The organism is Paracoccus sp. MKU1 (assembly GCF_001447385.1).
In the GTDB taxonomy this organism is placed as follows: domain Bacteria; phylum Pseudomonadota; class Alphaproteobacteria; order Rhodobacterales; family Rhodobacteraceae; genus Paracoccus.
In genome coordinates this window covers 1-21,556 of record NZ_LLWQ01000031.1, presented here as the reverse complement: position 1 = coordinate 21,556, position 21,556 = coordinate 1, and the positions used below count along the sequence as shown (strand labels likewise).

Annotated in this window: 18 protein-coding genes and 2 pseudogenes; 11 read left to right on the top strand and 9 right to left on the bottom strand. The window is 61.6% G+C overall.

All coding sequences use genetic code 11. From position 1 onward, the window contains the following. The 6 genes and pseudogenes from AQY21_RS27460 to AQY21_RS28395 all read left to right on the top strand — a co-directional run. Nucleotides 1–175 (top strand): annotated as a pseudogene (locus AQY21_RS27460) (electron transfer flavoprotein subunit beta/FixA family protein); the annotation flags it as partial. Beyond that, nucleotides 175–1,101 (top strand): electron transfer flavoprotein subunit alpha/FixB family protein, encoded by a 927-nt coding sequence (locus tag AQY21_RS02250; protein WP_058096229.1) that lies wholly within the window; start codon nt 175–177, stop codon nt 1,099–1,101. The pseudogene AQY21_RS27460 and the gene AQY21_RS02250, both read left to right, overlap by 1 nt. 26 nt (nt 1,102–1,127) lie before the next feature. Then, on the top strand, nt 1,128–2,318 hold the full coding sequence (locus tag AQY21_RS02245; RefSeq protein WP_058096228.1) for an acyl-CoA dehydrogenase: 1,191 nt from the start codon (nt 1,128–1,130) through the stop codon (nt 2,316–2,318). Nucleotides 2,319–2,442: 124 nt separating this feature from the next. Further along, entirely contained in the window at nt 2,443–3,318 is an 876-nt protein-coding gene (locus AQY21_RS02240) for a 3-hydroxybutyryl-CoA dehydrogenase (RefSeq protein ID WP_058096227.1), read from the top strand. Nucleotides 3,319–3,386: 68 nt separating this feature from the next. Next, nucleotides 3,387–5,033: an electron transfer flavoprotein-ubiquinone oxidoreductase gene (locus AQY21_RS02235; RefSeq protein WP_058096226.1), complete on the top strand. Its 1,647-nt coding sequence runs from the start codon at nt 3,387–3,389 to the stop codon at nt 5,031–5,033. An 8-nt stretch (nt 5,034–5,041) separates the two neighbouring features. Further along, the gene (locus AQY21_RS28395) at nt 5,042–5,467 is read left to right on the top strand and encodes a thioesterase family protein (protein WP_152988074.1); all 426 of its coding nucleotides are present in this window, start codon (nt 5,042–5,044) and stop codon (nt 5,465–5,467) included. Nucleotides 5,468–5,716: 249 nt separating this feature from the next. Here the strand turns inward: AQY21_RS28395 and AQY21_RS29535 are convergent. Beyond that, nucleotides 5,717–5,927 (bottom strand): annotated as a pseudogene (locus AQY21_RS29535) (ABC transporter permease); the annotation flags it as partial. 516 nt (nt 5,928–6,443) lie between these two features. On the opposite strand from AQY21_RS29535, the gene AQY21_RS30125 reads away from it, so the two are divergent. The 3 genes from AQY21_RS30125 (at nt 6,444) to AQY21_RS02220 (ending at nt 10,122) form a co-directional block, all read left to right on the top strand. Next, nucleotides 6,444–6,626, top strand: a complete 183-nt coding sequence (locus AQY21_RS30125; RefSeq protein ID WP_082657936.1) for a TetR/AcrR family transcriptional regulator C-terminal domain-containing protein — start codon at nt 6,444–6,446, stop codon at nt 6,624–6,626. 78 nt (nt 6,627–6,704) lie between these two features. Continuing rightward, complete coding sequence (locus AQY21_RS02225) at nt 6,705–8,240, top strand: phospholipase D family protein (RefSeq protein WP_152988073.1); 1,536 nt, start codon at nt 6,705–6,707, stop codon at nt 8,238–8,240. 328 nt (nt 8,241–8,568) lie between these two features. Then, the gene (locus AQY21_RS02220; protein ID WP_058096224.1) at nt 8,569–10,122 is read left to right on the top strand and encodes an RNA-directed DNA polymerase; all 1,554 of its coding nucleotides are present in this window, start codon (nt 8,569–8,571) and stop codon (nt 10,120–10,122) included. Nucleotides 10,123–10,277: 155 nt separating this feature from the next. Here AQY21_RS02220 and AQY21_RS28390 read toward each other — a convergent pair whose 3' ends face one another. Together AQY21_RS28390 and AQY21_RS02210 are read right to left on the bottom strand one after the other, a co-directional pair. After that, entirely contained in the window at nt 10,278–11,369 is a 1,092-nt protein-coding gene (locus AQY21_RS28390) for a hypothetical protein (protein WP_152988072.1), read from the bottom strand. Nucleotides 11,370–11,877: 508 nt separating this feature from the next. Further along, entirely contained in the window at nt 11,878–13,647 is a 1,770-nt protein-coding gene (locus tag AQY21_RS02210) for a site-specific DNA-methyltransferase (RefSeq protein ID WP_058096222.1), read from the bottom strand. A 481-nt stretch (nt 13,648–14,128) separates the two neighbouring features. On the opposite strand from AQY21_RS02210, the gene AQY21_RS02205 reads away from it, so the two are divergent. Continuing rightward, nucleotides 14,129–14,617, top strand: a complete 489-nt coding sequence (locus AQY21_RS02205; RefSeq protein WP_058096221.1) for a hypothetical protein — start codon at nt 14,129–14,131, stop codon at nt 14,615–14,617. A gap of 616 nt (nt 14,618–15,233) precedes the next feature. On the opposite strand, the gene AQY21_RS29275 is transcribed toward AQY21_RS02205, so the two are convergent. Genes AQY21_RS29275 through AQY21_RS02190 form a run of 4 tightly spaced genes read right to left on the bottom strand, consistent with a single transcriptional unit; the run spans nt 15,234 to nt 18,461 of the window. After that, on the bottom strand, nt 15,234–15,815 hold the full coding sequence (locus tag AQY21_RS29275) for a hypothetical protein (RefSeq protein WP_203416337.1): 582 nt from the start codon (nt 15,813–15,815) through the stop codon (nt 15,234–15,236). 21 nt (nt 15,816–15,836) lie between these two features. Next, complete coding sequence (locus AQY21_RS29270; protein ID WP_203416335.1) at nt 15,837–16,259, bottom strand: hypothetical protein; 423 nt, start codon at nt 16,257–16,259, stop codon at nt 15,837–15,839. Between the two features lie 9 nt (nt 16,260–16,268). Beyond that, nucleotides 16,269–17,402, bottom strand: coding sequence for a hybrid-cluster NAD(P)-dependent oxidoreductase (locus AQY21_RS02195; RefSeq protein ID WP_058096220.1), 1,134 nt, complete (start codon nt 17,400–17,402; stop codon nt 16,269–16,271). Nucleotides 17,403–17,405: 3 nt separating this feature from the next. Beyond that, nucleotides 17,406–18,461, bottom strand: coding sequence for a Rieske 2Fe-2S domain-containing protein (locus AQY21_RS02190; protein ID WP_058096219.1), 1,056 nt, complete (start codon nt 18,459–18,461; stop codon nt 17,406–17,408). A gap of 136 nt (nt 18,462–18,597) precedes the next feature. Between AQY21_RS02190 and AQY21_RS02185 the strand changes: the two genes are divergently transcribed. After that, a complete protein-coding gene (locus tag AQY21_RS02185) occupies nt 18,598–19,200 on the top strand; it encodes a TetR/AcrR family transcriptional regulator (RefSeq protein WP_152988070.1) in 603 nt (200 codons plus the stop codon). Nucleotides 19,201–19,336: 136 nt separating this feature from the next. On the opposite strand, the gene AQY21_RS02180 is transcribed toward AQY21_RS02185, so the two are convergent. Next, a complete protein-coding gene (locus AQY21_RS02180; protein WP_058096230.1) occupies nt 19,337–19,792 on the bottom strand; it encodes a VOC family protein in 456 nt (151 codons plus the stop codon). A 29-nt stretch (nt 19,793–19,821) separates the two neighbouring features. Continuing rightward, the gene (locus AQY21_RS02175; RefSeq protein WP_058096217.1) at nt 19,822–21,282 is read right to left on the bottom strand and encodes a nucleobase:cation symporter-2 family protein; all 1,461 of its coding nucleotides are present in this window, start codon (nt 21,280–21,282) and stop codon (nt 19,822–19,824) included. Between the last annotated feature and the right edge of the window lie 274 nt (nt 21,283–21,556).

The window sequence follows — 21,556 nt, the reverse complement described above, 5'->3', positions numbered from 1 at the left end:
CATGAAGGCCAAGAAGAAGCCGCTCGATGAAAAGACCGCCGCCGATTACGGCGTCGACGTCGCGCCGCGGCTCGAGGTGGTCTCGGTGCGCGAGCCCGAGGGCCGCAAGGCCGGCATCAAGGTCGGCTCGGTGGACGAGCTGGTGGGCAAGCTGAAAGAAGCGGGGGTGATCTGATGGCTGTTCTGCTGCTTGGGGAAGTCACGAACGGGGCGCTGAACCGCGACGCGACGGCGAAGGCGGTGCAGGCGGTCAAGGCCTTGGGCGATGTGACGGTGCTCTGCGCCGGCGCGCAGGCCAAGGCGGCCGCCGAGGAGGCCGCGAAGATCGCCGGCGTCGCGAAGGTGCTGGTGGCCGAGGCCCCGCTCTACGGCCACCGCCTGGCCGAGCCGACCGCGGCGCTGATCGTGGGCCTGGCCGGCGATTACGACCACATCGCCGCGCCTGCGACCACCGATGCCAAGAACGTCATGCCCCGCGTCGCGGCGCTGCTCGACGTGATGGTGCTGTCGGATGTCTCGGCCATCCTCGACGCCGAGACCTTCGAGCGGCCGATCTATGCCGGCAACGCCATCCAGGTGGTGAAGTCGAAGGACGCGAAGAAGGTCTTCACCATCCGCACCGCCAGCTTCGACGCGGCGGGCGAAGGCGGCAACGCCCCGGTCACCGAGACCGCCGCCGCCGCCGATCCCGGCCTGTCCTCCTGGGTGGCCGACGAGGTGGCCGAGAGCGACCGCCCCGAGCTGACCTCGGCGAAACGGGTGGTCTCGGGCGGCCGGGGCCTCGGCTCGAAGGAGAGCTTCGCGATCATCGAAGAGCTGGCCGACAAGCTCGGCGCCGCGGTGGGCGCCTCGCGGGCGGCGGTGGACAGTGGCTATGCGCCGAACGACTGGCAGGTCGGCCAGACCGGCAAGGTCGTCGCCCCCGAGCTCTATGTCGCGGTGGGCATCTCCGGCGCCATCCAGCACCTGGCGGGGATGAAGGATTCGAAGGTGATCGTGGCGATCAACAAGGACGAGGAGGCGCCGATCTTCCAGATCGCCGACTACGGCCTGGTCGGAGACCTGTTCACAACCGTCCCGGAACTCACAGGGAAGCTCTAACTAACTAGCAACATGAGGAGTGCGCCATGGCCGGAAAATCCGCCCCCTTCACCTGGAACGACCCCTTCCTGCTGGACGACCAGCTCAGCGAGGAAGAGCGCATGATCCGGGACAGCGCCGCCGCCTTCGCCCAGGCGTCGCTGGCCCCGCGCGTCAAGGACGCCTATCTGCATGAGACCATCGACCCCGAGATCTTTCGCGAGATGGGCGCGGCCGGCCTCTTGGGCGTCACCGTGGCCGAGGAATATGGCGGCGTCGGCGCCTCCTATGTCGCCTACGGCCTGGTCGCGCGTGAAATCGAGCGCATCGATTCGGGCTATCGCAGCATGGCCTCGGTGCAGTCTTCGCTGGTGATGTATCCGATCGAGGCTTACGGCAGCGAGGCGCAGAAGCGCAGATACCTGCCGAAACTGGCCTCGGGCGAGTTCATCGGCTGCTTCGGCCTGACCGAGCCCGATGCCGGCTCGGACCCCGCCGGGATGAAGACCCGCGCGAAGAAGGTCGAGGGCGGCTATGTGCTGTCGGGCGCCAAGATGTGGATCACCAACGCGCCCATCGCCGATGTCTTCGTGGTCTGGGCCAAATCGGACGCGCATGGCGGCAAGGTGCGCGGCTTCGTGCTGGAAAAGGGCATGAAGGGCCTGTCCGCGCCGAAGATCGAGGGCAAGCTGTCCCTGCGCGCCTCGGTCACCGGCGAGATCGTCATGGAGAATGTCGAGGTCGGCGAAGACGCGCTGCTGCCCGGCACCGAGGGCATGGGCGGCCCCTTCGGCTGCCTGAACCGCGCCCGCTACGGCATCAGCTGGGGCGCCATGGGCGCGGCCGAGGATTGCTGGTTCCGCGCCCGCCAATACGGGCTGGATCGCCACCAGTTCAACCGGCCGCTGGCCGCGACCCAGCTTTACCAGAAGAAGCTTGCCGACATGCAGACCGAGATCGCGCTGGGGCTGCAAGCGTCCCTGCGCGTCGGGCGGCTGTTCGACGAGGGCAGGATGGCGCCCGAGATGATCTCGATCGTCAAGCGCAACAATTGCGGCAAGGCGCTGGACATTGCCCGCCTGGCCCGCGACATGCACGGCGGCAACGGCATTTCCATCGAATATCACGTCATGCGCCACGCCCAGAACCTGGAAACCGTGAACACCTATGAGGGCGCGCATGACGTGCATGCGCTGATCCTCGGCCGCGCCCAGACCGGGATCCAGGCTTTTGGCTGAGGCGCCGCTGAAGGGGCTGCGGGTCGTCGAGCTGGCCCGCATCCTGGTTAAGCTCGAGAGGCCGAGGCGGGTATGGATTTTCCATGAGCAGCGTCTGATTTACTCTGATTTTTCAAGGAAATGAATCGTGATTCAATCTGTGGGCATAATCGGCGCCGGACAGATGGGCAATGGCATCGCGCATGTCTTCGCGCTGGCGGGCTATGACGTGCTGATGACCGACATCTCGCGCGAGGCGCTGGACAAGGCCGTGGCGCTGATCGACCACAACCTGGAGCGCCAAGTCAGCCGCGGCAAGATCTCGGCCGAGGACAAGGCCGCCGCCATGAAGCGCATCGCGACCACCATGACCCTGACCGATGTCGGCCAGACCGACCTGGTGATCGAGGCCGCGACCGAGCGCGAGACCGTCAAGCAGGCGATTTTCGAGGATCTGCTGCCGCACTTGAAGCCGAACACCATCCTGACCTCGAACACCTCCTCGATCTCGATCACCCGGCTGGCCAGCCGCACCGACCGACCGGAACGCTTCATGGGCTTCCATTTCATGAATCCGGTCCCGGTCATGCAGCTGGTCGAGCTGATCCGCGGCATCGCCACCGACGAGGCCACCTACAAGACCCTGGTCGAGGTGGTCGAGAAGATCGGCAAGACCTCGGCCAGCGCCGAGGATTTCCCGGCCTTCATCGTCAACCGCATCCTGATGCCGATGATCAACGAGGCGGTCTATACGCTCTACGAGGGCGTCGGCTCGGTCAAATCCATCGACCAGTCGATGAAGCTCGGCGCGAACCACCCGATGGGGCCGCTGGAGCTGGCGGATTTCATCGGCCTCGACACCTGCCTTGCCATCATGAACGTGCTGCACGAGGGGTTGGCGGATACCAAGTATCGCCCCTGCCCGCTTCTGGTGAAATATGTCGAGGCCGGCTGGCTGGGCCGCAAGACCGGGCGCGGCTTCTACGACTATTCGGGCGAAGAGCCGGTGCCGACGCGCTGAGAGCTTCAGGATAGCGACACTCGTCATTCATTCCAACTGCAAGATTAGCTTAGGGGAGGCCCCTCGCCATGTCCGAAATTGCACGCGAATCCATGGAATACGACGTGGTGATCGTCGGCGGCGGCCCGTCGGGTCTGTCTGCGGCGATCCGGCTGAAGCAGGTGAACCCCGCGCTTTCCGTGGTGCTCTTGGAAAAGGGCTCGGAGATCGGCGCGCATATCCTCTCGGGCGCCGTGCTGGACACCGCCGGCCTCGACAAGCTGATCCCCGACTGGAAGGACAAGGGCGCCCCCATCGAGACCGAGGTGAAGGAGGACAATTTCTACATCCTCGGCCCGCACGGCCAGGTCCGGGTGCCGAACTGGCCGATGCCGCCGCTGATGTCGAACCACGGCAAATACATCGTCTCGATGGGCAATGTCTGCCGCTGGCTCGCCGAACAGGCCGAGGCGCTGGAGGTCGAGATCTTCCCCGGCATGGCCTGCTCGCAGCTGGTCTACGAGGGCGACCGCGTCGTCGGCGTGGTGGCGGGCGAGATGGGCCTCGACGCCGACGGTACCCCCGGCCCGGGCTACGAGCCCGGCATGGAGCTGCGCGGCAAATACGTGCTGATCGCCGAGGGCGTGCGCGGCTCGCTGGCCAAGGAACTGATCAGCAAATACGACCTCTCGGCCGGCCATGAGCCGCAGAAATTCGGCCTCGGCATGAAGGAGATCTGGGAGATCGACCCGGCCAAGGCCCGCCCCGGCACCGTCACCCACACCATGGGCTGGCCGCTGGGCAAGAACGCCGGCGGCGGCAGCTTCATCTATCATCTCGAGGGCAACCAGGTGTTGGTCGGCTTCGTCGTGCACCTGAACTATGCCAACCCGTATCTCTATCCCTACATGGAGTTCCAGCGCTTCAAGCATCACCCGCTGGTTGCGGAGCTGCTCGAGGGCGGCAAGCGCGTCGCCTATGGCGCCAGGGCGATTTCCGAGGGCGGCTGGCAGTCGATCCCCAGGCTGACGGTGCCCGGCGCGGCGCTGCTCGGCTGCTCGGCCGGGCTGGTGAACGTGCCGCGCATCAAGGGCAACCACAACGCCATGCTGTCGGGGATCGCCGCGGCCGAGGCGGCCGCCGCCGCCATCGCCGCGGGCCGCGCGGGCGACGCGCTGACCGAATACGAGGCCGACCTGCGCTCCGGCCCCATCGCCCGCGACCTGAAGCCGGTCAGGAACGTCAAGCCGCTCTGGTCGAAGCTGGGGCTCTGGGCCAGCCTGGCGCTGGGGGGCTTCGACATGTGGGTGGCGAACCTGACCGGCTGGAACCCCTTGGGCACCTGGAAGCACGGCAAGACCGACGCCGAGGCCACCGGCAAGGCCGCGGATTTCCAGCCCATCGACTATCCCAAGCCCGACGGCAAGCTGAGCTTCGACCGGCTGACCAACGTGGCGTTTTCCTTCACCAACCACGAGGAAAGCCAGCCCTGCCACCTGAAGCTGAAGGACCCCGCGGTGCCGATCGCGGTGAACCTGCCGGTCTATGCCGAACCGGCGACGCGCTACTGCCCGGCCGGGGTCTACGAGGTGCTGGAGGGGCCCGAGGGGCCGAAGTTTCAGATCAACTTCCAGAACTGCGTGCATTGCAAGACCTGCGACATCAAGGACCCCAGCCAGAACATCAACTGGACAACCCCACAGGGCGGAGACGGGCCCAACTACCCGAATATGTGAGGAGATAAATGCCAGAATTTATTCTAAAGCGGCGCGTAGCGTTCGGTGACTGTGATCCGGCGCGCGTTGCCTATGCTGGGCGTCTCATAGAATCTGCGCTTGATGCAGTCGACGCCTTTTGGGACGATCTTCTGGATGGAAAAGGTTGGTTTCATATGAACATTCATCGCGGCCTTGGCATGCCTTTTGTGCGGATGGAGTGTGAATTCATCAATCCGATTTCTGCGGGCACTATGATGCGATGGCTCGTCCAACCCGAAAGCATCGGCACCACTTCAATAGTAATCTTTGTTGAAGGCCGGAAGGAGGGTCAAGCCTGCTTCCAGGCTCGCCTTGTTTCAGTGTTTTCCAAATTAGATAAGATGGAGAAAATAAATATTCCCGAAGATATTCGCGAGGTTATTACAAGAAGATTCCCTGAGCTGAAAGAATAGATGTTATTTCCTGCTTGCAAGCTCTATTTGTGGGTTGTTAATAATTGGCGAGTTACTTGTGCTCGCAACCAGTCAACGATCTGATTAAATGCAGGCTTTATGGATGAGGGGCCGTGGCAACACCAGTAAAAGAGAATCTATTTCTTTGCTTTTTATGGGGAACCTATCTTCATTCGGTTGAAGGTGTAGCGGCCAAGACTGCATTCCTGCCCTGATGCGCAAACGCCGCCCCGAAGGCGGCATCCGGCATCATCTCGGCGTGATGCCCCGCAGCCGTCCTGATGGCGGCGCAGCATCTCGGCCGTTGCGAGCAATGCGATCGAGAAAATCACCAACAGCGTGGCGACGGCGAGATCTGCTCGTAGATGCCCTTCCACATCTGCCCCGGGATGGTCTGCTGGTCCGGCCCGGCTATGAATAGCACCGCCGCCACCTCGTCGAAGGAGGTTACAAAGTCGAAGCGTATGACTGGCTTTATCGTGGCGGGATCCAGGACATTGCCGCATGGCAGGAGCGCTTCTCCCACCACCTTTATGGCGGGCTTTACGACGAATCCGAGCCACCAATTCTTTTCTTCGTACTGACAGCAATCGAGGCTGAAGAATCGCAGTCTAATATGATATTTGAGAACCGCTTGGAGAAATTTTCTGAACTACGCTGCAGCACGAAAAAGGCCGCTGCGGCTACTTGGCGGAAGTGAGGTTTTTGTGGAGGGATTGGTTGAAGTAAACTGTAAGTATTGACGGATGCCTACACCTGCAACTATCTTTACTTGCTCCGGGCGCAAGTAAAGATCATAGCTTGCCCCCGCAACCAAGAAATACAAGTAATATTAATCGCTTAAGCCTCCCTCGGGAGGCTTTCCGCATTTGTGCTCCAACCGCCCCGGAATCATATCGGAAGCAACCGGGAGCGAACAACAGCGCAGAATCGGCGGGATCACATCTGCGTGCGGGCAGCGGCTGCCTCGCCTACGATGATCGCCGCAGGTTTGCGGGACGAGGGGGAACTCGACCTGACCGACGCTTCCGTGGCCGCCGGGCAGTTCCTGTCCCTGTTGCGTGGCTCGATCCACATGGAACTGCTCTATGGGCTGGGACCCCTTGTCGGCTCGGGAGCGGTCGGTCCATCTCCGGGCTTCGGTCGCGCTCTTCCTTGACGGATATCGCCCGCGGCGGCAGCCTCGAGATTCCGGCGGGGATCGGTCAGCGCCCCCAATCGCAGGAGGACAGCCTAGATGCAGATCCTGAAATGGCTTTTGCTGGCAGTTCTGGTCGCAGGGGCGGCGATCCTGATCCTGCGGCTGGTCTTTCCGCTACCGGATGTTTCTACCCGTCCGCATGAGGCCGCGCTGCCGCCGGATACGCAGGGCCGGATCGGCCGCGCTTTCGCGGACCAGATCGCGGCCCATCCCGGCCAGACCGGCGTGGTCGCGCTTGGCAACGGCCATGATGCGCTGGCCAGCCGTCTGACCCTGGCCGATCTGGCCGAGACCTCGATCGACGCGCAATATTACATCTGGCACGACGACACTTCGGGCCTGCTGCTTCTGGATGCGTTGCACCGGGCGGCGCAGCGCGGCGTGCGGGTGCGGCTGCTTCTGGACGACAACGGCATCCCGGGGCTGGACCCTCTGCTGGCCACGCTGAACGCGCAGGAGAATTTCCAGATCCGGTTGTTCAACCCCTCGACGGTGCGCAGCCCGAAATACCTGGGCTATGCCATCGACTTCTTCCGCATGAACCGCCGGATGCACAACAAGAGCATGATCGTGGACGGCAGTGCCGCGATCATCGGCGGGCGCAATATCGGCGACGAGTATTTCCAGATCGGCAATGCCTTCTATCTCGACATGGACGCGGTCGCCGTGGGCCAGGTCGTGCCAGAGACCAGTGCGGTCTTCGACGCCTATTGGAACGCCGCCTCGGTCATCGAGCTTGAGCGGGTGGTCGGCGGCGCAGGCGATATCGCCGCCTTCGAGGCGCGGACCGCCGCCCTGCGCGAGACCGACGAGGCCCGCGAATTGCTGGACGTGGTGGAAAGCAGCGCCTGCGCCGCCGTCGAGGGGAGGGTCGCGCATGAATGGACCCATGTGCAGCTGGTCGCCGACGATCCGGCCAAGGGGCAGGGCATCGCCACCGAGGACCAGCTGATGATCTCGCGCCTGGCGCAGATCCTCGGCGGGATCGAGACGCGGCTGGACCTGGTCTCGGCCTATTTCGTGCCGAGCCGCAGGGGCACCGATGTCTTCTCGGACCTGGCGCGCAGAGGCATCGAGGTCAATATCCTGACTAATGCGCTGAACACGACCGACGTGCTGCTGGTCCATGCTGGCTATACGAAATACCGCCGCGACCTGCTGCAGGCCGGCGTGAAGCTTTACGAGCTGAAGCTGCGCGGGGCTCAGTCCGGCAAGCAGATCTTCCCGATGGGGATTTCCGGTGCCAGCCTTCACGCCAAGACCTTCGCGGTCGATCACCGGCGCGTCTTCATCGGCTCGTTCAACTTCGATCCGCGCTCGGTCGATCTGAATTGCGAGATGGGGTTCCTTATCGACAGCCCCAAGATGGCCGCGCAGGTCTCCACCGCTTTCGACAACACCATCCCGTTGGTCAGCTACCAGCCCGCGCTGACGCCCGAGGCCAACATGGTCTGGCTCGAGACCCTGCCCGAAGGCCGGACCGAGATCTATCAGCGGGAACCCGGCGCGACATGGCTCCAGCAGATCGCCATCGCGGTGATCGGTATCCTGCCGGTCGAATGGCTGCTGTGAAGGCCGGAAGGGTGATTGGGATCATCGATGGCGCAAGCGTGAAGGGCGGAAATCCGACCCGAGCAACTGCGGTATGGCCTCTGCAGGATTACGCGATAGCGGCCATTCGAGCCGTATGCTTGCTTGGCCGAGCCGATGGTCAAGTCAGGCAAATCGGTGGCACTTTGCCGATGTAAATTCGTGGCATTCTGATCAAACCAGCCCTTCACCCACCGCAAGAGAACTCAGCCGAGCTAGTTCTGGGATCACCCAGAGACGAGACCTCACGCGAGAGTGGACTCCCTAGTTTTAGTCAGATATTGCTGCGGGTTAACCCTGAGGAAGTACCATGCCCGGCCTGGACAGGACGATAATCGCGCAAATCGACCACGACAACGTCATAGCTCACGTGAAGGCGGACATTCGTAGCGATTTCATCCTTGCACCGCACTACATGGCAATCTTCAATCGGGCTGGCGATGAGCTGTGGAACCAGCTGAAGCAACAGTTGAAAGCAGGAACCTATCAACCAGAATTACCAGTCACCATCAGTGTGCCAAAGGAGCGGTTCTTCACCCGGCCGGGAAGTATCCTAAGGCCTGCTGACAGGTTTATGTATCAGGCGCTCGTCGACGGCATCGCGGACCGGCTGGAGGAAGGCCTCGACCGCACCCGATCCTTCAGCCATGTCCCCTCCGATCAAGAAGGACAGATGTTCAACCCTAACCACGAATCGTGGGAGCGCTTTCAAGCTCGCGTGGCTGAGATCTGCGACGGTAGTAAGTTCATCCTAAAGGCCGACATCTCAAACTACTTTGAGAGGCTGCCACAGCATCACCTGGTAAACCTGATGGCTGCGGTTGGATGTGCGCCGGAAGTAGTTAGTCTACTAGAGGAAATGATGCTGGCGTTCCGTGAACGGAACTCTTTTGGTATTATTCAGGGCGTGTATCCCTCTGACGCTCTTGGTAACTTCTTTTTGTCAGACTTCGACGCCTATTGCGATTTAGCGGAAGTCCTGTCTGCTCGGTACGTCGATGACATATACATGGGCTTCCCATCAGAAGCGGAAGCGCGGAAGGGCCTCGCCAGCCTGATCGAGACGCTGCGCAAGGACGGCCTCCACCTGAATGAATACAAGTCGAAGATCATACCAGCCGATGAGGTGATTCGGGAGGAGACCATGATCGACCGCTTGTTCGACGAGGTGCGCGAAGAGATCAAGGACGATGAAATCTACGAACGCGCTAGCCCGTATGGCTTCGAGGTTGAGTGGGAGGAGGAAGACGAGGACGAAGATGATGAAGACGAGGACGATGGTGGTCTCGGGAACGCTGCTGTCGAGCGCCTGATGGATAGCATCGACGACTACCCGAACCAGGAAGACCAGATAGAAAAATTTTGCCTGCCGATCCTACGATCGGCCCAGTCCAGCAGCGCCGTTGAGCACGTGTTGGAGAATCTGAAGGAGAAACCGCAACAAACCCGGCTCTACTTCTCCTACATTTCCACCTTCATTCGGACTGACCAGTATGTGGTAGATGCATTAGAGGAGCTTGTGGCTGACGACACCGTTTCAGACTATCAGCGGATGTTTCTTCTGGCTGCGCTGCTTCGCGCCGAAACTGTTACACGGGCGACAGTGAATTCGGCCCTTCAATGGCTCCAGAACCGGACCGTAGCAAAGGAAACGCGGGCCATAGCGGCGATCTTCGCGGCAAAACACGGTGTGGCACAGCAGAAGCGGACAGTGCGCACCTCATATGAAGACGAACCTTCCGATTATGTCCGCAGTGCTATCCTATATTCTTCGAAGTATCTGACAGTAGTGGAGAAGAAGACCTGCAAACGGGCTTGGGGTGGCCATAACGCGATCAATACGCTGATCGCTCAGACCATCTAGCAGACCCAGAAAATTGCCTGCTCACAAAATAATTCTAAGGAGAGATACCAATATCTAGGCGACGCTAGAGCCGGCGGTAAAGCATCGCGCGGTTCCGCTAACGAAGTAAATGACGCTCGGTACGACGAATAGTCTGCGCGTAGATCGGTCTGGCCTTACTGATCAAAAAGTGACCGTTGCTCGATATTCGCTTCATACTCTGAATACTGACCGAGTATCGCCCGGACCGCTTCCGGCGGCAATGGATCAGCCAACTTATCACCATTGAATTCCAAGACGCGTAACACTCGCCGGTTTTTGGGGCGTCCGTCCGTGTTCTGGAATGCCCACTGCACCTTGAGGTTGTCCAGCACTTCCACGTGAAGCGCCTTGTTCTTCACCTTATACCAGAATTCGGTATCTTCGATGATGAAATAGCAGTCTCGCCTGATCTGGTCCTTTCCCTTCCACTGTCGCGTTTTCTGGTCTTCCTTGTCCCAATTCGGGGAAGTGACATAGATGCTTTCGATTGACACAGACCATTCAGGCGGCTCTTCATCTTTCGGCTTCCTCGCGGGTTTCTGAGCACGCTCTGGAAAGGAGTTGCGAGGAATGGGGAAATCGTCATCCGGTGTGAAGCCCACCCGCTTGACGTCGCGGTCTTCGATACAGGCAGTATAGAAATCAGCGCGGGCATCAACTGCGTCGGCAAGTGCGCCGACCTCCATTCCTACTTTTTCTAGTTCATCCTGGCCTTTCTCAAGGATGCCACGCGCCATCGCCACCACGATCTGAGCTGCTTCCTTACAGGTTTCACTCTCGCTCATTGTCGGTATTTCCGGCGATCCTTCGATCACTTCAAGGCGCGTATCCTCTTCGTCTGGTTCCGTGGTCTCCTCCGACACGCCCTCAATCAAGGTGCGGTGATACTCCCCGAATGATTTTGCCCACTCAGATGGGGAACGGCCTGTCAACCCTTCCACGTAAGCTCCGCCTACGTCTGTGTTGAGAAATGCAAAAACCGCTGCCGGGCCAGCCACTAGTACTCCAAGTTTAGAAAGAAACGTGCCTTCTGCTGGTGGTAGGACGATCAGTTCATATTCAAGACCTCCGTTGAAGAATGTCTCATCCAGAGCCTCGATCACTTTTCGGGCGCTCTCCGCCGTCCTGATGAACGTATCCAAATTCAGAAAGTGGTCGCTGACATCAAAATGAATGTAGAGGTGGCCAGAACACTCATCAAGTTCCCATGCCAAGGCGTCTGTCATGCAGTTAATACCTTTCGAATTTATCAAAGAGCGTAAACCGCGAAAGCTTTGTTAGACAAGGCCGTTTTTTGGTGCATCGTCACCGGGGAGGCCTCCAAGTTCATCGCGAGCTGCTTACTAACCATTTTCAGCTGCGAGGCAGTTGCATGACGGAATTTGCTGCGGCAGTGTCCACTCTACGGAAGCTGCGGCGTAGCATGTCTACGAACGCGACTGGCCGTTATGGGCCGCGCCCCGCTCTTCGCGCCAAGGTATGCTGCACATGCTTGTCCTGCCTCGCATCGTTCTGTGCGGCTTCGCGGGCGGAAAGCGGTTTGTCGCTGCGGTATGGCTGCCTTGGCAAGATCGGGAGAGTGGTCATTCGTTCGAGACACTGCGCTTCGCGTAGCGCGACACGAACCTTTGCAGCAGATCGATTTTAATGGCTGGAGGTGAAGTGGCAAACTCGGCCTTCAAAAGACGTCACGCCCGGACAACGTCAAGCGGGCATGGCGACGATACCCTCGAATCAGCCAGCTGCGCGGCGCCGGCGGATCGAAGGCATCGCGGGCGCATCCGAGTTGGTCATCTCTAGGCCCAAATTCGCCTCTCTACCCCCTCTGATCGGCAATAGGAATTCGCGTTGGGTCAGATCCCGTGGCGACTTGAAGGCAGCCCGAACATTGCCCTTCCGTCCAATGGCAGCAGCGGCGACTGTATCAAGCATCATTGGAACTCGGATCGTGGCTCCGGCGAACAGTTCTGCCACAGTGATGATCTGAACCGCCGGGATAGGGCCGATAAGCGTGTCGATCCTGCCAAACTCCCGAGCAGCATCCCGCATGCCCTTGGTCGGCTCGTATGCTGTCAGGAGAACACCTATCGCCTTGTCGTCCCTCGTTAGCCGCCGCTGGGTTTGCACAGTGCCGCCGAGATCGCGCACCATACCGGGATTAATATTACGGCCTCCCTTCACGGACACGATACCCCGGCTGCGCTCGTCGCTGCCGGTCAAATAATAGAATGTGCCGTCGATCCCGCGATCGCCCCGGAACTTGCCGGAATGCATTGCACCCAGGGCGCTGACTGCCCATTCCTCGAATTTAAACGGGTGATTCTCGGCAAGCCACATCGCTGCATCTGCGCTTTTCGGTATGCCAAAGACGTCATACTGGACATGAGGAAAATGGTGTTTCAGCCGATCCTGGACGACATGCATAGACTGAACCGCGACGTCGATACCGATCCAGCGCCTGCCCAGATTCTGCGCCGCATGCAGGCTGGTGCCGCAACCGCAGAAGGGATCGAGAACAACATCGCCAGGGTTTGAGGACGCCGTGATGATGCGCTCTAGCAGCGCCACGGGTTTCTGAGTGGGATAGCCAAGGCGCTCCTTTGCCTGCGAGCCCAGGGGTCCGATATCGTCCCATAGATTCGGAACAAGATGACCTTTGCTTTCGTCCTCAAACATCTTCAAACGAAGGGCACCACCCGCGCGCGTAGGAAAATGCAGCCGACCTTCAGTGTCGTATTTTCTCAGCCGCGCTTCATTGCACGACCAGCCGTTTGGATGGGGATGATAGGTCGTTCCATTACTGGCAGTATAGGGGAAGTGCAGATTCGGCCTGGAGCTTGGATTTCGAAGGGTGACAGACTGCCAGCGCCGACCCCCACCGTCGGTGTAAGGATACTTGACTGCGCTCTCAGATGCGGTCAGAGGCCTGTAAACGGAGTTCCATATGTATTGGTCCCCTTTCGAATAGAAGAAAATCGTGTCCGTGACCCCGCCAAAGGATCTGCTGGCGTTACCATGCGCGTAGGTCCGTTTCCAGGTTATATCAGCTTTGAACGCCTGAGGTCCGAATATGCCATCGAGCACGATCTTGAGGTAGTGGCTCGCAGTCGGATCACAGTGCAGATACAGGCTGCCAGACCGTTTCAGCACGCGGTGCAACTCCACTAGACGCGCGGTCATCATCGTCAAATAGGCAAGCATGTCATTGGTGCCCAGGATCAGCCGGAGTGACAGCAGGATGTCTGCCGGCTTGCCGGGAACGGAGGTTACATCTTCAAAGGTTTCCTCGGCTGAATCTCCCCATGACCAAGTGTCATCGAAGGTGGCAATCTGCGCGTCGGCCCATCGGGTCTTGTCCGGGCTTTTGAACAGGAGATTGTAGCTGGCGTTTGAATTAAATGGTGGGTCGAGGTAGACAAGATCGACGCTTTCGTCAGGAAAGTATTCCCGAAGGATGTGAAGATTGTCGCCAAAGTAGAACGCGTTGCGCGCGCTGTTTTTCATTGCTCTTCCCCATCACTTTTCACTGATTCTCGTGCAGATGTCTTTAAAAACCAAAGAAAAACTTCGACATGCATTCGCCGCTAAGGGATGTGTTGGCAACGAGCAGCGTCACAATATGCGGCGGCGCGGCTGTTGATGCCCCAGCTTGGAGAGGATCGACATAGGCAAATCTGCAACAGTCGTATGCCGCGCATCGGATCGCAGGTCCCGGCGACGGTACGGCCCTCGGCTTCCTTCAGGAGACCAATTCAGCTTGCAGCCAGCGCCACATGCACCACGCTTCGATCACTGCAAGGACGGTCACTCGCAGGGATTCCAGATGGGCTGCGGCACCACGCCAGAGAACGTATGTACCCGACGCTCTCCTACGGTCGATGCTGCGCGGTAGCGATTCCGCAATCGGTCCATTGGTCAAGGTGTTGCGGTGATCTTGCAGTTTGGTCATGGGCCGAGGCATGCTCCCGGCCGATGAAGGAAGAGCATGATGATGGATGCAGGTGATTGGATCGCGATTGGTGCAGCGGTGGTTGCTTCGGCAGCTTTGGCGCTAGAGGTGCGCCGGTGGATCGAGAGCGGGCCGAGGTTGATATTGGTCGTGCGGGCTGGTCAGCGCCTGGTGCAGGACCAGCAGATGCAGCCTGGCACCTTCAAGGCGCTCCATCTTACCAACACCGGCACCGCACCCACAACAATCACGGAATTTGGCCTCGCCACCTTCAAGAGCCGGTGGCACCGCTTTAGAGCGAACCCGGAGAACTACAGCGTAATCACGACACCGCAGCAGGTGGACCGCTCCCTGCACGACATGCCCGTCAAGATCGAGCCTGGGAGTGTTCTCCACGTTCGCCTTGGCCCGAATGATAACTCTCGGACAGGCCAATGGCTCTGGGTGAAGGCTTCGCACAGGAACAAGCCCTACCTCGCGCGGATCCCGCCCGCCCAGACGGCCGCGGCGACTGAAGAGGCCTAACTGAAGATGTCCAAGAGCCTCATCACGCTGCCGCTTTCCTCCGCAGGATGCAGGTGCAGCGAATGGCAGCTCTATCCCAAAATCACTACCATGCCTCCCGTGTGTTTTGCTGTGTCACTTCTCGACGGGCGGCTTTGGAGACTGCGGCCATGCAGCATCCCGAGCAACTGAGCGGCGGCTTAGGGCCGTCAGATCCAACTAGGGCAGCGATGATCACCCTGTGCTATCGCCGCTATTACGATGTCCTTCCAGCACGCCCTCGGACGGCTTCACTGAGCTTCGCACCCAGTTCTTTCCCTGCGTCAGTGGTGGACGGCTTCGCGGCAAGACACCGGGCAAGCCTGTAGCGCGCGCGCAGAACGTCGGGGGCGATCACATCATTCGTCGAAGCTCTCACAAGCAGCTCTATCGCAGCTCGCATGGTCGATGGTGACGGCATCCGATCGCGCGCTTCAATCACGGCGATCAGATCGTCTGCCATACGTGCCTCGAGCCAGGCGAATAGCTGATGCGGCAGTTTGCTCCCAGCCTTGCGGAGCCGTTCCAGACGGAGCGTCAGGGCCGGACATGTCGGCCCCAGCTTCGCTGGCCATCGTGCCCTCCCGTCCATCCGCGATCAGCTCAACGGTCCGCCTTGCTCTCGACCCCCCGCCTTGAGGTCGGTCCCGGCGATCTCGCGCCAGGTCTCGCGCAGCCAGTGGGCGATCGCCACGTTCTGTTCGAACAGCGAATAGCCGACGCCGCCGCCGTAATCGGCCATGTCGATCATGTCGGTGGTCAGCCAGCGCAGCGGGCTGTCGGCGCGGTCGTGGTGATATTGCAGCACCTTGCGGGCGACGTATTTGCTGGGCTGGATCTTCCAGGCATGCCAGTCATGCTCCCATTCGCCGCGTGCGGGGCGAAAGAACGGATACTGGCAGGCGCGGCCATAACGCCCGCCCGGCCCCGTCATCGCGGTGTTCTTCGGCCCGTTCGGCGCCACCGGCCGGGTTTGCAGCCAGACCACCATGTTCTGCGCCAGCCAGTCGTCGATGACATTGCCCGGCTCATAGGGGTCGAGGATCAGCCGGCCGCTTACGACATCGGCGCGGATGCCGCAGGCGTCCTGTTCCTCGGGGCTTTCGATCTTCAGCAACACATGCGAATGGTCCAGCACGAAGTTGAACGGCACGCCCCGCGCGCGGATCTTTTCGGCCACGGGGGTGATGCGGCGGAAATCCTAGGTGAACATGTAGATATGCACCTCGGCCGCGATGGTGATGCCGAGCCTGTCGCCCTCATCGACGGCGCGCAGGTAGAACTCCACCACCTCCTCATCGGTCACGACATGACCCTGCGCGTGATGGGTCAGGATCATCAGGTTGTGGCATTCGGCGCCGGCGCGCAGCGCCCATTCCAGGTTGTGCCGCAGCAGGCCCTCGTCCCGGCCGACCTGATAGGTCCAGAGCCCGGTGGTCATCGGCACGCCAAAGCGGTTCGAGGCCTCGACATAGGCGCGCTCCTCTCCGGGCTGGGGGATGCGGTCGAAATGGTCAAAGACGCCGCTGTCGCGCAGCAGCCGGAACTGCTCCTCGACCGGCAGGGGGGTGCGATGCATCACGCCGCGGCCATTGCAGCCGAGCGACAGGTTCTTGTCGGTCATGATTGGCTCCTATAATGCGATGCTGACGGCGCCCTGCGGACGGCCGCAGCAGGTCAGCACCATGCCCTGCTCCAGCTCGCCGGGGGCGAGGCCCTCGGTATCGTCCATGGCGACCTGCCCGGCGCTGCAATGCGCCTTGCAGGTGCCGCAAAGCCCCATCTGGCAATTGGTCGGCACGGCGATGCCCGCGCGCGAGGCGATGTCGAGGATGGTCTCGCCCGGCCTATAGGGCGCGGTCCGGTTCGACAGGGTGAAATGCACCAGGTTCTGGCCTGCATTCGCCGGCTGATAATCGACGGGCGACGGGGTGGCTGTTGCGGCTGGTTCCCCGCCATCGGGACGCAGGCTTTCCGGCATGGCGCCGTCGGGATTGCGCCGCTCGGCCGGATCGCCGAAGCTCTCCTCGTGGTAATGCGCCATGTCGAAGCCAACCTCACCGAGCATCGCCCTGACCGCGCGCATATAGGGCGCGGGCCCGCAGGTCAGCACGGTGCAGTCATGCAGGTCGGGCACATGCGCCTGTAGCAGGTCGCGGGTCAGAAAACCGGCCTCCATGCCCGGCAGGGCGTCGCGTTCGCAGATGAAACCCGGCGTCATGCCGCCGCGCGCCGCGATCGCCGTCAGCTCGCCCTGGAACAGCAGGTCCGCCGGGCTGCGGGCCGAATGCAGGAAACTCACGCGATATCCGGTCTCGCGCCGGTCCTGCAAATAGCGCAGCATCGCCATCATCGGGGTGATGCCCGAGCCGCCCGACAGCATGACGATATGCCGGCGCGGCGCGACCGAGAACAGATCGAAGCTGCCGCCGGGCCCCTGCGCAGCCAGCCGGTCGCCGATGCGCAGCACGTCATGCATGTAGCGCGAGACCAGCCCGTTCGGGTCGCGCTTGACGGTCAGCGTCAGCAGCATCGGCCGCGAGGGCGGCGAGGCGATGGTGTAGGAACGCGGCACCAGCACATCGCCATGCCGCAGCCGCAGGGTCAGGAACTGTCCCGGCCGGTGCAGGCACAGCGGCGCCTCGCCCGCCGCATCGGGCAGGACGCGAAGGTGGAACGACTTCACGTCATGGGTTTCGGTTTCGATATCGACGCATTCCAGCGTCAGCCGGGTCGGGGTCCATTGCGACGGCAGGGGCTGCAACATGGCTCAGATATCGTCGCGTTCGGTGTCGAGGAAAGCTTTCAGCGCCTCGGGCCCCTGCGTCTTGGCCTTGCAAAGCGCGTAGAGCAGCCGGCGATAGGTCAGCGAGACCTTGTCGGGTGCGACCGCGATCTCGTCGCGGGGGTGCGGGATCTGCTCGGGGTCCTGGCTTTCGACAATGTCGACGTCTTCTTCCAAGATGCGCATCTGCTGGTCGATATGCGGCTGGTCCGGCCCGTCCAGATCGCCGTTCCGGCAGGCGAACCAGAAACTGCGGCAATGGATATCGTCCAGCGGCGTCGCCCAGACCCACAGCACGGTGCGGGCGCCGTTCTGCAAGGTCAGGTCCACGCTCACGCCGAAGGGCAGCCGGATGGTGTAGTCCGAAAAGGCCAGCGGAGAGAAATTGCCGCTGGCATCGACCGCATTGCGCGCGCCCTCGGGCGGGGCATAGCGGAACCGCATCCGGCCCTCCCTGCGGAAGGCGATCTGCGGGGTCAGGAAGGTCACATGCCCGGCGCTGCCCAGAGTCTCGGGATGGACGAAGGGGAAATGCGCGAGATCGGTATAGTTCTCGACCCGCCGCGCCGAATGGGTCTTCCAGTCATAGCTGGGGCCGGGCACGCAGCGGAAGGCCGGGTCGTCGAAGACCGGATGCTCGGGGATCGCGGTCCCGGCGCTGCCGTCCAGCCGCACCCAGACCAGCCCGTAACGCTCGGCGCAGTCATAGCTGACCGCCTTGGCATTGGGCGGGATCGGGCCATTGGGTGCCGCCGGGATGCCCTTGCAGGAACCGTCCGCCCCCCATTGCCAGCCGTGATAGGGGCATTGCACGCTGTCGCCCCGGTTCCAGCCCAGATGCAGCTTGGCCGAACGGTGCGGGCAGCGATTGTTCATCGCCACCACGCCCGAATCCAGCCGCGCGATCACCAGTTCGGTGCCCAGCAGCCGGGCGTAAAGCAGCTCGCCCCGCCCCTTGTCGGAGTCCGCCAGTTCCTTGACTGTGCAGACCGGGTGCCAGAAATAGCGCCAGGTGTCGTTGTCCAGAAAGCTTTCGCCCATGTATCGTCCTCCCGATGAATGAAGCTGGCCGGCCCTCTGCCATTGCTGCGGCGGAGGGATTGCGTTACACATAATAACGTTACTACATGTAACGCTAATAAGCCGACTCGCCCGGTTCTGGCAAGGGGGAATTGCCGTGGAGACAGACAGAAAGCCGCGTGGCCGCCCGATGGACGAGGAACTGGGCGCGCGGGTGCTGAGCGCCACCTGGGCGCTTCTGGCCGAAAAATCCCTGTCCGAGCTGACCCTGAACGAGATCGCCGCTGCGGCGGGAACCAGCCGACCGGCGCTCTACCGGCGCTGGAATTCGGTCGAGGCCATCGTGATCGACGCCTTCCTCGCCATGGTCGAGGACGAGGTCCCGACCCCCGGCATCACCGAGCCGGCGCTTGCGCTACGCGAATACATCGCCTCGCTGGCGCGCTTCCTGCAGGGCCGGGTCGGCCGGGTGATCGCCGAGCTTCTGGGCCGCGCGCAGAGCGACGAGGCGCTGATGGCGGCGTTCCACCAGGGCTTCCTGGTCCCGCGCCGCAACCATGCGCGCGAACTGATCGAGCGGGGCCAGGCCGCCGGTGTGTTTCGCGCCGATCTGGATCTCGACCTGATCATCGACCTGTATGCGGGCCCGATCTATTTCCGTGCCTTCTCGAAGCATGCACCGCTGGATCGGGACTTCGCCGATGGGCTGGCCCGGCAGGTGGTCGAAACCCTGCACCCTTCAGGCGGCATGGCCGACTGAGCGAGTTGCAGGAACGCAGATGATTCGCCCACATATTGGCGCTGTAGCGATTGCGCCCTTCCACGGCGCAGGAAGGGGCCGAGCCTGATCGGGAAAGTTCGCGGGATGTCCTCATAAGGGCGCACCCCGATGGCTGCTACACCCCTTCGAGTGCGAGTTCCGGCACGGCGACGCCCGCCGGCAAGGAGGTTGCCGAGATCCGGGCGATGTTTCCTTCCGGATCCTGGAAGACCACCTGCCAATGACCGTAATAGGTTGCGAAGGGCGGCTTGACGATTGCCCCGCCCAGATCGACGATCTGGCGCGCGATGGCCTCGACGCTCTCGTGATCCGCGATCACGAAGGTCAGGAGAGACCCGATCTCGCGGTTCTTGCCGAAATGCGTCTCACGCCCGGAAAGACCCAGCAGCGCATAGGCCTCGCTGCTGTGGAAGGCGATGCGGGTGCCGTCCTGGGCAATGCCGCGATAAATCGGCGAGGCCGCCTCATGGACCTCGGGCCAGCCGAGGATCGCGGCGTAGAACCGCATCTGCGCGCCAATATCGCGGCAGAACAGGTTGAAGACGGGCTGGAAGCGAATGGAGTTATTCATATCGTTCTCGTTCGGGCTTTGCGCGCGTTTCATGCCTTGGTCTCTCTGGACGGGTTTTCGCAGCCCGATGCCTGGACGACGCGGCGCGGCTCGAGGCTGAAATGGGTGAAGTAGAGGTTCAGGATGAAGGCCGAGATCGCGGCCATGACGATCCCGCTATGAGCGATCGGGTCCAGAGCGGCGGGCATCTGGTTGTAGAAGGCGGGGGCAAGCGTCGGGATCAGGCCCAGCACGATGCTGACGCCGACGATGAAGAGATTGCCGCGCTGCGTGAAATCCACGCCTGCCAGGATCTTGACGCCGGCGGCGCAGACCATGCCGAACATGACGATCCCCGCGCCGCCCAGCACCACGACCGGGATCGAGGCCGCGACCGTCGACAGCTTGGGCACCAGACCCAGCACGATCAGGATCGCCCCGGCCATGACGCAGACCCATCGGCTTTTAACGCCGGTCACCCCGACGAGGCCTATATTCTGCGAATAGGAGACATAGGGGAAGGTGTTGAAGATCCCCCCGATGATCGAGCCGATCCCGTCGACACGCAGCCCCTCGGTCATGCGCTTCTCGTCCAGCGGCTGCTCGACCATCTCGCCGACCGCCAGCAGCATGCCGGCGGTCTCGACCATGACCACCACCATGACGATGGACAGCGACAGGATCGCTTGCGGGTCGAAAACCGGATAGCCGAAATGGAACGGCGTGACCGGAGAGAACCAGGCCGCATCCGCGACGCCGTGGAATTCCACGAAACCTGCGAACCAGGCGGCGGCGAAGCCGACGGACAGTCCCACCAGCACCGCGATATTGGCCAGAAAGCCGCGGCCGAATTTCGCGACGGCCAGAATGACCAGCAGCACCAGAAGCGAGAGCAGAATGTATTCCGGCGCCCCGTAATCGGGATTGGGCACCCTTTTCGAGATCCCGTCCTCGATCACCGTGATCATCGGCTGACCGCCGCCCGCCCAGTTGATCCCGATGGGCATCAGCGTCAGCCCGGTGATGGTGATGACCGTGCCCACCACCACCGGAGGAAAGAAGCGGATCAGCCGGCCGACATAGGGCGCCAGGAAAAGCACGAAGACGCCCGCACCGATCACCGCACCGTAGATCGCCGTTATGCCCATCTCGGGATTGTTGGCCAGCGCCAGCATCGGCGGGACCGAGGCGAAGGTCACGCCCATCATCACCGGCAACCGCACGCCGAAGCGCCAGATGCCGAGCGACTGGATGATGCTGACGATGCCGCTGGCGAAAAGATCGGCGCTGATCAGGAAGGCGATCTGATCCTTGGGCAGGTTCAGCGCGCCGCCGATGATCAGGGGAACGGCAATCGCTCCGGCATACATGACCAGAACATGCTGCAATCCCAGGGCGAAAAGATGCAGCGGCGGGGGAACCTCCTCGACGGGGTGAACCTTTTCGCGGCTTGTCTCGACACGATGCTCGTTACGTCTTTCCTGCACCCTCTTGTCGGTGGTGTTCTGCATGGACTCCTCCCTGTGAGAATGGCGGTGCGAAATTAGTCCACGTTAGCGGCGGCATGGTGCTGCTGCGGGCGGCGTAAAAGTCGTCCACCTTTTCCCTTTCTGCGGCTGCAGGGAGGATGGGAGGATCTACAGCGTGGAACTCTATCTCAAGGTTCGTCAGGCCTGTGCTGCTGGTATGAGCCAGCGTCAGGCGGCGACGACATTCAACATATCGCGCGACACGGTCGCAAAGATGATGACGTTCTCGGTTCCTCCGGGCTACCGGCGGACGGCC

Coding starts and splice junctions, on each gene's coding strand:
- AQY21_RS28395 (WP_152988074.1), top strand. CDS start 5,042: ATGCCAGAATTTATTCTAAAGCGGCGCGTAGCGTTCGGTGACTGTGAT.
- AQY21_RS02175 (WP_058096217.1), bottom strand. CDS start 21,282: ATGCAGAACACCACCGACAAGAGGGTGCAGGAAAGACGTAACGAGCAT.
- AQY21_RS02225 (WP_152988073.1), top strand. CDS start 6,705: ATGCAGATCCTGAAATGGCTTTTGCTGGCAGTTCTGGTCGCAGGGGCG.
- AQY21_RS02210 (WP_058096222.1), bottom strand. CDS start 13,647: ATGAAAAACAGCGCGCGCAACGCGTTCTACTTTGGCGACAATCTTCAC.
- AQY21_RS02220 (WP_058096224.1), top strand. CDS start 8,569: ATGCCCGGCCTGGACAGGACGATAATCGCGCAAATCGACCACGACAAC.
- AQY21_RS29270 (WP_203416335.1), bottom strand. CDS start 16,259: ATGACCGACAAGAACCTGTCGCTCGGCTGCAATGGCCGCGGCGTGATG.
- AQY21_RS02195 (WP_058096220.1), bottom strand. CDS start 17,402: ATGTTGCAGCCCCTGCCGTCGCAATGGACCCCGACCCGGCTGACGCTG.
- AQY21_RS02190 (WP_058096219.1), bottom strand. CDS start 18,461: ATGGGCGAAAGCTTTCTGGACAACGACACCTGGCGCTATTTCTGGCAC.
- AQY21_RS02235 (WP_058096226.1), top strand. CDS start 3,387: ATGTCCGAAATTGCACGCGAATCCATGGAATACGACGTGGTGATCGTC.
- AQY21_RS02250 (WP_058096229.1), top strand. CDS start 175: ATGGCTGTTCTGCTGCTTGGGGAAGTCACGAACGGGGCGCTGAACCGC.
- AQY21_RS02245 (WP_058096228.1), top strand. CDS start 1,128: ATGGCCGGAAAATCCGCCCCCTTCACCTGGAACGACCCCTTCCTGCTG.
- AQY21_RS02180 (WP_058096230.1), bottom strand. CDS start 19,792: ATGAATAACTCCATTCGCTTCCAGCCCGTCTTCAACCTGTTCTGCCGC.
- AQY21_RS02205 (WP_058096221.1), top strand. CDS start 14,129: ATGATGATGGATGCAGGTGATTGGATCGCGATTGGTGCAGCGGTGGTT.
- AQY21_RS28390 (WP_152988072.1), bottom strand. CDS start 11,369: ATGACAGACGCCTTGGCATGGGAACTTGATGAGTGTTCTGGCCACCTC.
- AQY21_RS30125 (WP_082657936.1), top strand. CDS start 6,444: ATGATCGCCGCAGGTTTGCGGGACGAGGGGGAACTCGACCTGACCGAC.